General features: G+C 38.2%; 11 protein-coding genes. All 11 read right to left on the bottom strand.

The window, feature by feature from the left end; genetic code table 11:
- Window positions 1–83 precede the first annotated feature (83 nt).
- The 11 genes from AYT27_RS00860 to AYT27_RS00805 all read right to left on the bottom strand — a co-directional run bounded on the left by AYT27_RS00860 (window position 84) and on the right by AYT27_RS00805 (window position 11740).
- Window positions 84–605: an RNA pyrophosphohydrolase gene (locus tag AYT27_RS00860; RefSeq protein ID WP_011180117.1), complete on the bottom strand. Its 522-nt coding sequence runs from the start codon at window positions 603–605 to the stop codon at window positions 84–86.
- Window positions 606–645: 40 nt separating this feature from the next.
- The gene (locus AYT27_RS00855; RefSeq protein ID WP_011180116.1) at window positions 646–1956 is read right to left on the bottom strand and encodes a S41 family peptidase; all 1311 of its coding nucleotides are present in this window, start codon (window positions 1954–1956) and stop codon (window positions 646–648) included.
- On the bottom strand, window positions 1946–3226 hold the full coding sequence (locus AYT27_RS00850) for a murein hydrolase activator EnvC family protein (protein WP_011180115.1): 1281 nt from the start codon (window positions 3224–3226) through the stop codon (window positions 1946–1948). The genes AYT27_RS00855 and AYT27_RS00850 overlap by 11 nt, the downstream gene beginning before the upstream one ends.
- 96 nt (window positions 3227–3322) lie before the next feature.
- On the bottom strand, window positions 3323–3805 hold the full coding sequence (gene rlmH / locus AYT27_RS00845) for a 23S rRNA (pseudouridine(1915)-N(3))-methyltransferase RlmH (RefSeq protein WP_011180114.1): 483 nt from the start codon (window positions 3803–3805) through the stop codon (window positions 3323–3325).
- A gap of 1 nt (window position 3806) precedes the next feature.
- Window positions 3807–4250, bottom strand: a complete 444-nt coding sequence (gene rsfS, locus AYT27_RS00840; protein WP_034447546.1) for a ribosome silencing factor — start codon at window positions 4248–4250, stop codon at window positions 3807–3809.
- A 333-nt stretch (window positions 4251–4583) separates the two neighbouring features.
- Window positions 4584–5177: a nicotinate-nucleotide adenylyltransferase gene (locus AYT27_RS00835; protein ID WP_011180112.1), complete on the bottom strand. Its 594-nt coding sequence runs from the start codon at window positions 5175–5177 to the stop codon at window positions 4584–4586.
- Window positions 5178–5206: 29 nt separating this feature from the next.
- On the bottom strand, window positions 5207–6463 hold the full coding sequence (locus AYT27_RS00830; protein WP_034447547.1) for a glutamate-5-semialdehyde dehydrogenase: 1257 nt from the start codon (window positions 6461–6463) through the stop codon (window positions 5207–5209).
- Window positions 6464–6512: 49 nt separating this feature from the next.
- Window positions 6513–7652: a glutamate 5-kinase gene (gene proB / locus AYT27_RS00825; RefSeq protein WP_011180110.1), complete on the bottom strand. Its 1140-nt coding sequence runs from the start codon at window positions 7650–7652 to the stop codon at window positions 6513–6515.
- Between the two features lie 5 nt (window positions 7653–7657).
- Window positions 7658–8680, bottom strand: coding sequence for a GTPase ObgE (gene obgE, locus AYT27_RS00820; RefSeq protein ID WP_011180109.1), 1023 nt, complete (start codon window positions 8678–8680; stop codon window positions 7658–7660).
- A 972-nt stretch (window positions 8681–9652) separates the two neighbouring features.
- Window positions 9653–10396: an RlmE family RNA methyltransferase gene (locus AYT27_RS00810; protein ID WP_011180108.1), complete on the bottom strand. Its 744-nt coding sequence runs from the start codon at window positions 10394–10396 to the stop codon at window positions 9653–9655.
- 33 nt (window positions 10397–10429) lie between these two features.
- Entirely contained in the window at window positions 10430–11740 is a 1311-nt protein-coding gene (locus tag AYT27_RS00805) for a Ppx/GppA phosphatase family protein (protein ID WP_011180107.1), read from the bottom strand.
- Window positions 11741–12598: the final 858 nt, after the last annotated feature.

The following is a 12598-nucleotide window of genomic DNA, read 5'->3' as shown; positions in this document are numbered from 1 at the left end:
ATGCATAATATTAATAATAGAATGTATCTTTACGCATAATATAAAGCATCTTACTAAAAAAGCTTTCCATAAGTGTATAGCCTTTATAATCCTTTAAAGCTACCTCGAAATTCGTTAACAATTTTCATATAAACATGCTTTTTAAAAGAAATAACGATCGAAGGGAGAGTTTCCAGATCGACCCATTTCCACTGATCAAATTCTGCTTTATGACCATCTGGAGGCGGATTAATTTTAATTTCAGAGAGCTCTCCCGTAAATTGAAAAGCAAACCATTTTTGTATTTGTCCACGATATTTACTTCCTAATACGCTTCCAACAATTTCTTGTGGAAAATCATAATGAAACCAATACTTTGCTTCCTTGATCAACTCTATAGATCGGATCCCTGTTTCCTCGTAGAGTTCACGACGTGCTGCATCTAGTGGCTCTTCATTTTCATCAATCCCTCCTTGAGGAAGCTGCCAACGATGATATATCTTAGTATCTTCGTGAATACACACCATTAAACGGCGCCCAACCCAAACTTTACCTTCATGATTAAAGACAAGGATTCCGACAGATCTCCTATAAGGAAGAGTCGTTAAATTAACAACTGCATCCATTAATTATCCCTCAAAAAGTATAAGCTGTACATATCCCTTTTCACTTTAAAATATCTTTATTGGGATCTGGTGGAAATGCTGCATTTGCCATTTCACCCCGCAACAGCTTATAAGCCTCATTCAACTGAGCATCCTCCTTAGGGTCTCTTGGAACAAAAGCAGCTGAACCAGATCCTTTATTGTTCTCTCGTTCCCCTTTAATATGTCCTTTTAACTCAGATTCACCAAGCTTTACATCATAGCCTTTATATTTTTCAGGGAGTGGTTGCTCTACAATAATATCAGGTGTGATTCCCGTTCCTTGAATTGAAGTACCAGCTGGTGTGTAATAAAGTGCTGTTGTCAAACGTAAAGCACCATTTTCACCCAAAGGAATAATTGTTTGAACAGATCCCTTACCAAAAGATTGCGTGCCTAAAATTGTAGCACGACGATGATCTTGTAAGGCACCTGCGACAATTTCAGAAGCACTTGCCGAACCACCATTAATAAGTACAATCAAGGGCTTTCCCTTGATGATATCCCCTGGCTTAGCATCAAATCTCGTCACATCATTCTTTCTGCGCCCACGAGTCGATACAATTTCACCTTTATTGAGAAAAGCACCAGAAACACTAACCGCCTGATCTAACAGTCCACCAGGATTAAGTCGCAAATCAAGAACATACCCTTTCAGCTTATCTTGAGGAATTTTAGATTGAATATCTTTAATTGCTGCCTGAAGATTGCCAAAAGTCTGCTCAGAAAATTGGATGAGTCTTAAATACCCAATGTCACCCTCAACACGATATTTCACCGCCTTCACTTTGATGATATCACGAACAACCTTAATTTCAAGCGGTTTATCAATACCGGAACGAATAATTGTCAACGTAATTGGTGTTCCAGGAGCGCCCCGCATTTTATTCACAGCTTCGTTCAATGTTTGACCATTTGTCTGTACACCATCAATTTTCGAAATGAGATCCCCTGCCAAAATACCTGCTTTTGAAGCAGGTGTATCATCCATCGGAGAAACAACTTTAATTAAGTTTTTCTCCATGGTCACCTCAATACCAAGTCCTCCGAATTCCCCTTTTGTAGAATCCCGCATTTCCTTGGCTTCTTGAGCGTTCATATAAGATGAATGTGGGTCAAGCGATGTGAGCATACCATTGATAGCATTTTCAATAAGCTTTTTATCATCGGGAACCGTCACGTATTGCATACGGACTCGTTCAAAAACATCGCCAAATATGGCAAGCTGTTTATAAACGTCACCCTCATTATTGGCAGCAACAGACTGCACCATAATCATTGAACAGGCGCCGAGAAATACCCCAGCGACCAAAAGAATAACTTTACGAATCATTTCGGTTCCTTTTTGTTTTTTCAGTCCGCCACCAAGGAGTTGGATTCACAGGTTTCCCATGTTTTCTAAACTCAATGTAAAGCATTGGAGCAGTTTTTCCTATATCCAATGCGACACTGTTTGCAATAAATTGCATCCCCATCGTACCAAGAGGCTCACCTGAAAGAACAAATTGCCCCTGCGTTACATTAATTTTTGACATCCCAGTAAGAACGATATGGTAACCATTGCCAACATTAAGAATAATTAACTGTCCGTAAGAACGAAATGGTCCAGCAAAAGCAACAAGAGCATCAGCAGGTGCTACAATAATAGCTTCTGCTTCTGTTTCAATCATTTCCCCAAAGCGCGTAATCTGCGAACTATTCTTTACGTGCTGAATATTTTTTCCTAAAACAGGAAAAAGTAAAGAACCTTTTCGGTTTTCAAAATTAGACTGCTCTAGCAATTGTAATGTTTTTTGCATCTGTACTGATACATCAGAATTAAGTTGTGACTGGCGGTCAAGCTCTAAAATCAATTCTTCTAAAGACTGCGCTTTTTTAACAAGAGCACTATTTTTTTGTTGCTGCTCTGTAAGTTCTTCTTCCGATCTTTTTTGTAATTTGGCTTTTTTATCTAATAAAAGCTCTAAATGCTTTCGCTGCTCTGCTTGATTTTGCATTTTAGTCTTTAGAGCCGCATATTCCACAGTAATTGCATTGCTCAAATTCGTCAACTCCTTAAGGCTCTCTGTTAAAGCCTGTGTTTTCTCTTGCATCTGAGGCACAACAGCCCCTAATAAAACAGAACTTCGCACAGAAGCTAATACATCTTCAGGCCGCACTACAAGAGCAGGAGGTGGCTTCAACCCCATACGTTCTAGGATGGAAAGAACTTCTGCAAATTCAGTGCGACGACTTTTTAAACTTTGATGAACTTGTTTCCGCTTCTTTAGCATTTCTTTAAGCTTTTCTTCCCTTTCAGAAATATCATTTGCTACTGCACGTTCTTCTTTAGCAGCTTTTATGAGTGCATCGCTCAAAGCGCGCTGATCTTTTTTTAAACGCTCAACTTGCCGAGAAAGAAAAGCAACACGCTCACGCGAAAGTGAAATACTTTGGCGAATTTCTCCCAGCGTTTTACGTGCTTCTGCACTCCTTACTGTATCTTCGGCATGCGATACAGACAAGAAAAAAAACATACTCAAGAACAGCACAACAAATATTGCGCATTCCTCATATAAACATTGCATCTTTCTATGAAGAAGCTTTTTCATTTGCCTAACCATTCAGCCTCATCGCATAAACTAGAGATGCTTTAAATGGTGTCAGCTAAAACAATATTAATAAATATACAAATAAGTGCTAAAAATTGCACAAAAATTTTAAAAACGATGATACGGATGATTGCTAGCAATCGTTACAGCACGATAAAGCTGTTCTGTAAGAAGTATACGCGCAATTTGATGTGGCCACGTCATAAAACCAAAAGACAAAAGAAAATCAGCGCGATTCCTTATCTGCTCATTATGCCCATCAGGCCCCCCCAAAGCAATGATAACATCACGAACACCTTCATCACGATAAAACCCTAACTGTTCAGCAAAAGCAAATGATGAAACTGTCTTCCCTCGTTCATCCAACACGATTAATCGACATTTTTCAGGTAAAAATTCAATAAGTCTTCTTCCCTCTTCTTCCATGCGCTGACAAGCTGTCGGAGCACGACTTTCTGATATCTCCTGGAGTATTTTAAAATGAAAGCCCACAGCGCTACAACTCTTAGAAAAACGATCCAAATAATGATGAACTAATGCTTGTTCCGCTCCCTTTTTCATGCGACCAACAGCAAAAATAGAAACGTGCATATCAATGATCTCCGAAGAGAGCTAACTTTGTATTGTTTAAATCCGGAGTAAGCCACATCTTTTCTAAATTATAAAAGAGCCGAATTTCTGGACGAAAAAGATGAATGATAATATCACCTGTATCAATCAACACCCAATTCCCTTCAGTAAGTCCTTCTACACTTGCTCGACCATAGCCACTGTCCTTCCACGTCCGTAACAAGTGGTCAGCAACAGAAGATACATGACGTTGTGAATGTGCTGAAGCTATAACCATGTAATCAGCTAAAGATGACTTGCCCTGAATATCGATAGAGACAATATCTTCTGCTTTTGTATCCTCTAAGCTCTTGAGAATAACATTGAGACCATCATTGACAGAAAAGATTTTTTTTTCTGCAAGAGGGACAATACTGCAAGAGTATTTTTGTGAAATATTTTCCAGACTCATATCCTTTCTTATCATTTAGAGTATAAAAAAGAAGAACCATTCTCAAAAGAGAAGCACAATTTTTTGACCTCCTCCTCGTTCTTTAGGAATAACACTCTTATCCTCCAATCTGTCATCAGATTAGCTTCTCTTAAGTTCGCCCTACCTCCTTAAAATCTTGCGTGTTTCACGTCACAGATTCATCCAAAGAGTCCTACCCTAAATATTTCGTTTTACTTTATTCTTCTACACTTAATTGATGCAAAAGAAAATTGAAATCAGAAATGAACGCCATTGTATTTTTGTATGCATCAATATGCCTTTATCACCTTGAAAGATAATATTTTTATGACACTATAGATAAAGTATTCAAAAAAAAGCATTCTCCTTTAAACGAAGATTTGTTGAAGATTGAAAAGACAAAGCTCCATGCAAATAAATCCAAGCCGGCGGTTTCATAAAAGGTAATCGTATACTTTCTCTTTCATCTAAACGAAAAGAACGGTAAATGTGCGCCATAGAAGAAGACAGGGCTGACATGTGCACCAAAGGACGATCAATAATCGCAATCGGAAGCATAGATATGATATCATGCCACCGATACCAATGATGAATCGTTGCCAAACTATCTGCACCCATAATCCATACAAAATGTACTCTTCGGTAATGCGCAAGAATATGAGAAATCGTTTCTACTGATACTTTGCTGCCTATAGCCTGTTCAAAACCTGTTACACGAATCTTTGGATCGTCAATAAGTTCAAGACTTAAGCGCATTCTCTTTTCTAAAGGTGGTAAATGTGTACAATCTTTTAAAGGGTTCCCCGGAGTTACCATCCACCATAATTGATTAAGACGCAAACGTCGAATTGCAGTTTTTGCAACGAGAAGATGCCCTTCATGCGGTGGATTAAAGGACCCGCCAAAAAGACCAACAATATTGGATCTTTCAACATATGGCATACGATTTTTCCATAGAAGAAATGGCTGTTTCAAGGTCTAACCTGTCCATTTCCTTTAATATGGTACTGAAATGACGTCAGTTGTTCAACACCTATGGGACCACGCGCATGCATTTTTCCTGTTGCAATACCAATTTCTGCCCCAAAACCAAATTCACCTCCATCAGCAAATTGTGTGGATGCATTATGCAATAAAATGGCTGAATCCAAATGATTAAAAAATTTCTCCACAATTTCCATATCCTCAGCAATAATCGATTCAGTATGTCCTGATGAATAACGTTTGATATGAGCAATGGCTCCCTCAACACTTTCAACCGTCTTAACAGACACAATCGCATCAAGATATTCGTGCGACCAATCTTCTTCAAAGGCTAATTTGGCGTCTGGCATAAGAAAAACAATATCTTCTGTTGCGCGGATTTCACACCCTTTTTTCTGTAAAGCAGTCAAAATAGGAAGAAACTTTTCTAATGCCTGGCGATCAATAAGAACTGTCTCAACAGCACTACATATACCTGTGCGTCGCAACTTTGCATTCAAAACAATATTACGTGCCATATCTAAATCTGCTGACTGATCAATATAAATATGACAGAGCCCCTCTAAATGCGCAAAAATCGGAACACGGGCATCAACCTGAATACGCGCAACAAGATTTTTACCACCACGAGGCACAATTACATCAATGGCTCCATCTAATCCCTTAAGCATTTCTCCAACGGCACCACGATCTTTCGTTGCAACCATTTGAATAGCATCTTTAGGAAAACCTGCTTTCTTCAATCCTTTTACCAACGCACAATGAAGTGCATGCGCAGAGTGAAAACTATCCGAACCACCACGTAAAATTGCAGCATTTCCAGCTTTTAAGCACAAAGTACTCGCATCAATAGTAACATTTGGCCGACTCTCATAAATAATACCAATTACACCAAGAGGTGTACGAACACGGCTGATATGAAGCCCATTTGGACGTGTCCATTCATCCATCACTTGTCCAACAGGATCAGGCAAACAAGCAACTTGGCGAACACTGTCTATGATTGTACACAAACGCACTTCATTTAACTTAAGCCGATCAACCATCGCTACTGTCAAATTATTCTGAGTAGCGTTCAATAAATCTTGATGATTAGCGCGTAAAATTTCATCTGAATGAGCCTCTAGACTCAAAGCTATCATTTCTAACGCTTTATTCTTTTGTTCAGAAGACATAACTGCCAACACTGTGGCAGCACGACGCGCTTTTCGCCCCATGTCCTTCATCTGTTCTTCTAAAGTCATAGTATTATCCACTCTGCAAAAAAATAAACCAAGGTAAGAGATAACTTTTTTAAGCAGAATCGGTCAAGCAGCGTAAAACCATATCATTACGATGCACCATAGCAGAACGCGCTTCATACCCTAGGATAGATTCAATTTCTTCGCTTTTACGCCCCATAATGCGTACAGATTCATCTTTGCCATAACTCACAAGTCCACGAGCAATTTCAACGCCATTTGTATCAACAATCGCAACCGTATCTCCACGATTGAATCTTCCCTCAATCGCTACGACTCCCGCAGCTAATAAGGATTTTCCAGATTCAAGAGCCTTAACCGCTCCTTGATCAATCATTAAAATACCAGAGGGATCTAAATGACCAGAAATCCAAGTTTTCCAAGCATTAACAGGCTTTTCACCGGCAGCAAAAAAACTTCCGCGTTCCCCTCTGTCAATCGCCGCAAGAGGATTCATACGCTTCCCTGAAGTAATAATCATAGCCGTTCCAGCAGAATTTGCTATTTTTCCAGCATCAAGCTTAGTCTTCATTCCTCCACGAGACAGCTCTGAATGAGCAACATCTGCCATTTTTTCGATATCACTCGTAATTGATGCAATAAAAGGAATAAACTCTGCCGTTGGATCACGATGGGGAGATTTGGTATAAAGACCATCAATATCTGATAAAAGTATCAAAAGATCTGCCCCCATCATCGTTGCTACACGTGCTGCTAAACGATCATTATCACCATAGCGAATTTCACTTGTGGCAACAGTATCATTTTCATTAATAACGGGTACCGCTCCAAAACGTAAAAGCACATTAATCGTAGCGCGCGCATTGAGATAACGCCGTCGTTCTTCCGTATCGAAGAGAGTGAGCAAAATCTGACCCGTTTTTAATCCATATTGCGCAAGCGTATCACTATAGGTTTTAGCCAACTCAATTTGCCCCAAAGCAGCACAAGCCTGACTCTCTTCCAATTTCAAAGCCCCCTTAGGAAGACGAAGCAATGTTCTTCCTAAAGCAATAGCCCCTGAAGAAACCAATAAAATCTCAACGCCTTTTTGATGCAAGTTGGCAACATCACTTATTAAACTTTTAAGCCATTCAGCGCGTAAACCTGTCTGAGGATCAACCAAAAGCGCAGATCCAATTTTGATCACAATGCGTTTATAATGTACAAGCTTTTGCAATCCAACTGCCATCTCAATCAATCCTGCTCTTCTCGAACTACATCCTTTTTGCGCGCCATTTCAATAATATGTGCACCAGCACGTAATAAATTTTCTAAACCTTCCCGACTAACCGCAGAAAACATCATCACAGACTTGCCCGTTACTTTTTGCAAAAATTCTTGTTTAGCTTTACGCTCCTCGATAGTGAGAGTATCTATTTGACTTAAAGCTATAATTTCAGTCTTATCATTCAGATTGTTTCCATATGCCTTCAATTCATTACGCACAATCTGGTATGCTTTTACCACGTCTTCTTCTTGAGCAGAAATCAAATGAAATAAAACACGACAACGTTCTACATGCCCTAAAAAACGGTCTCCAATCCCCACGCCTTCATGTGCTCCTTCAATGAGTCCAGGAATATCAGCTAACACAAATTCACGAGCATCAATACGCGCAACACCAAGGTGAGGATAGAGAGTCGTAAAAGGATAATCCGCAACTTTTGGCTTTGCTGCCGTCACGGAAGCTAAAAAAGTTGACTTTCCAGCATTCGGCAAACCAATAATCCCCGCATCAGCGATTAACTTCAAACGAAGCCAAAGTGTGCGCTCTTCTCCAGACAAACCCGGATTAGCACGGCGAGGTGCCCGATTTGTAGATGTCGTAAAATGAAGATTCCCAAAACCGCCATTTCCTCCTTTTGCAAGACGATAACGTTGTCCAACTTCCGTTAAATCACAGATTAATGTCGTATTATCTTCTTCAAAAATTTGCGTCCCTACCGGTACTTTAAGGATAATATCATCACCCTTTTGACCGGTCATATTACGTCCCTTGCCATGCCCCCCTGTTTTTGCTCTAAAATGCTGCTGGTAGCGATAATCAATCAGCGTATTCAACCCATCAACAACAAGTGCCCAAACATCACCCCCGCGCCCTCCATCGCCTCCATCTGGCCCACCAAATTCTATAAATTTTTCACGACGAAATGATATCGCACCTGCTCCCCCATTACCAGAACGAATATAAACTTTAGCTTGATCAAGAAATTTCATTGGAAATGCTCACCGAGGAATCAATCCCTCTACCTGTATAGGTAATATATTCATTTTACCAGTTTTTCATCATTTAAGAAAGAAAAACTATAAAAAATATCACTGACAACTGTTTGAAAAAATCCTCGCCTTTAGAGAAAAGAGGATAAAAAAAACTAAAGTCATAATATTATAACTAATACTCTTACAAAATAATAGGAATATTGGTGATCGACTAGAGTTAATTTTATGGATAAAAAACTATTCCAAGGAAGATAAGCCAAGTCATGGATGGATTTGTTTCCTCTACCGCACTTTAAGAAGCATAATAATTTTGGAAAGAAATAGATTACAATGACACAAAATGCGATACTATCAGCGGCAAGGAATCTAAATGGAATGAACAAAAAATATGACTCACAGTTTTGGTAAAAGCAGTATTGCAATAGGTTCTGAATATAATGAAAAGCGTAAGAAGGACTATACAACTGCCAAGGGTGTCACTAAGCCCCACTTCAATCGAAATATGAAAAAACTAATCATTATAAATGCTTTGCGAGAAGTTCCCTCATATCTGTATATAGATCTTATCGTCTTAATACTAATTTTCCTTAGAAAGGCAATGCAAAAATCATAAATGAGCCTTTGCTGATAGTCTCTCAATAAATCAAAACAAGTCTGCTTTAGTAAGCATTTTTAGGAAATATAGTGACTTTAAAATACTCAGAAAAACGTTTTATAGTAGCAGCCCTTAGAAGGAAAAGGCAAAATATTAAATTGTTGATTTTTTGAAAAAGTAAAATTTATAATAAGACAAAGCTTGTATTCAGTTAATAAGGCATGCAAGGGTACCTGATTATGCCCTACTACCATAGGGGACACAAATGTTTTTACAGTGGATTTATGTGCCCTTTTAGAGTCTACTTCACTTAAAATTATTTAAATTGTCGAACAATATTCGGTCACTTCAATATGTCATTAAACTTAAACTTTCTAAAAAAGAAAAAGTTGCTCTTTTCTTTCTGTTTTTGCTTTAAATTCGAGCGCTAGAAGATAAAGCTCTACTGATTCCGACCGGCTTGCAGGTGGTTTAACATGATGGACTGTCTTAAAGTTCTGTTTTAATGTCGTGAGAAGGGTATTTTCTGCCCCTCCTTGAAAAGCCTTTGCTAAAAAATGCCCCCCAGGCTTGAGAACTGAAAGAGCAAAATCAGCAGCAACTTCACATAAATAAATCGTCCTTAAATGATCCGTCTGACGATGGCCTGTTGTTGGTGCGGCCATATCAGAAAGTACTACATCCGGCTTTGTCCCTAAAGCATCAATTAATTTCTGCGGTGCATCTGAATGTAAAAAATCCATTTCCAGCATCACAACCCCAGGTAATGGGTCAACATGTAAATAATCAATACCAACCACACTAGGCTTTTCATCACTCGACCCTACAATACACCCTGATACCTGACACCATCCCCCCGGTGCAGCTCCCAGATCAATAATCTTTTGACCTTTTTTGAGAAACTTATAGCGTTGATTAATTTCGATAAGTTTATAAGCCGCACGCGAACGATAACCATCCACTTTCGACTGATGCACATAAGGATCATTCAAATGCCTCTCTAACCATCTCCGCGACGAGGCTGTGATAGTCCCTGCTTTTTTCTTTACACGCTGATATAATTTATGTGATCCTGACCCTCCATATCCACCAGCCGTTTTTTTTGTCGTTTTTTTCATAGCTTTTCGTTGTCTCCATATTCAGATAACTTGCTAACGCTTGAAGCTTCTCCTTTTCTTATAGTGGCGCCATACACCATCGTTTAACATCAGGTCTATTAAAATCCCTTCTCTCAAACCACGATCAGCAACTCTCAAACGTTGACTAGGCCAAACTTCTCGAATAACGTCTAAAATTGCACAACCGGCTAAAATTAAATCCGCTCTCTCTCGCCCAATACAAGGATTGGTTCCACGTTTTTTTACGTCCCATGATAATAAGCGCTGCATCATAAGAGTAATGTCCGCATCATTCATCCAAATGCCATCAATTTTCTTCCGGTCGTAACGCTCTAAATTAAGGTGCATTCCTGCTAAAGCAGTAATCGTTCCTGAAGTTCCTAAAAGATGAAACTTAGAGCCCTGCGCTAAAATTCCCAATTTATAACGATCTGAAAAATTATTTAAAAAACCCCGCACATAGCTTTTCATCTTTTCAAAATCATTTAAACTAATATCACTCCCTCCAAAACGTTCAGCAAGTGTAACAACACCAACAGGAAGAGAAGTCCAAGCCGTAATCTGTTCAGCTAAACGCAAAGAACGCTTTTGGGAAACATCAAGAAGCACAATTTCCGATGAGCCTCCTCCAATATCAAAAAGTACAATTGCATCAGTATTCGGCTCAATAAGCGTACCACACCCTGAAACAGCAAAACGTGCCTCTGTTTCCCGATCAACAATTTCCAATTTAAGACCAGTCTCATCCAAAACGCGTTGAATAAAATGTCTACCATTTTTTGCCGAACGACAAGCTTCTGTTGCAACCAATCGATAACGCTTAATATGCCTTTGTTTTAACTTTAAATGACAAATTTTTAATGCTTCAATCGCACGGTCCATAGCTTGTGTATTAAGAAAACCGTTATTTACCAATCCCTCTCCTAATCGTACGATACGTGAAAAAGCATCAACAACTTGAAAATACCCCGGTTCACTAGGAGATGCGATAAGAAGACGACAATTATTTGTTCCCAAATCAAGAGCCGCATAAAGAGGTAAGGATTTTGATTGAGAGAAACGTGGAAAAAAAGAAGTTTTTTGATTTTTTGTTTTTTTGACACCTCCAATCGCTCGGCCTCGGAAATTACAAGCTGTATTTGATTGAATAAGTGATTGTTTCTGTTTCCAACGTCTTTTTCTCTGTTTTTTCTTTATATCAACAGAAATAGAACATGCCTCTATTTGTAAAAACGTAGAATGATTATTTTGCTTGCTACCATGGTGACCAGACAATTGCTCTGTTTTGGTATCGCGCACTCTTCCTTGCTTTGACTCTTTTAAACCATAATCTAATGGGGTCATTTCTTCTTATCCCTTAAGCGTGTTCCCCCATAAACAAATGCGAGAACTCTCCCTCTGCTCATTACTAGAGCTAAAGTAACAATGCAGCATCAAATTACCACTCTCTAAAAAAATATTATTATTTTCTATTATCAAGTTTTTCCATGGTAGCATCACTCAAGTTTCTGAAAAACACATTGATTATTGAAAAAACAAAAATTTTCCGCAACAGCATATTTCTCTTTATAAATTTGAAATTATCAATTAATCGTTTATGCTGATATTTATTTTATAGCCTTCTATCTCTCTTGTATAATTCTTATTAAGTGTGTTTCTAAGAAACTCCCTTGTAAAAAACGATTGGTAATATATTTAAATTAGATAATAAGAAAAAAGATTTTAAAGCATTTTCTTTGAAATCGCTCTCATTTAGAAAAAATGAACTTATAATTCTAAGGATTTTACCATAGTTAAATTTTGTATTCGTATCATAAAAGCATTATAAGATTATTGCTATGAATTATGATAGCATCATCAAAATTACTGCAGTACTTCAAATAATATCTCTTACTATTGAATAATATTTTCCTAAAACTACGTACGAGATTTTACAAAAAGCTGATCTCTTTTTCGTCCAAAAAAGCCAATATTATTTTTTATTGTATTTAGTTTTAAACTGGTTTTTCTCAGTAAATTTTTAATGGTAACGACTAACAGCACTCACTCTATAAGCTCTGTGAAAAAACTCGCTGTGATTTTCTATTGCAGAAAAACAACTTACGGTAAACTCTACATTTGTAAAATGTGCTCTCGTTTGAATAAACTATCTCTCTACCATATTGATCTAATTACTTATGGTATTTTTCATTTAGATCTGAA

Origin of the sequence: Bartonella henselae str. Houston-1 (assembly GCF_000046705.1) — a bacterium.
Classification (GTDB): Bacteria; Pseudomonadota; Alphaproteobacteria; order Rhizobiales; family Rhizobiaceae; genus Bartonella; species Bartonella henselae.
Note: the sequence above shows the minus strand (reverse complement) of the source record. Positions and strands in the feature narration are given on the sequence as shown.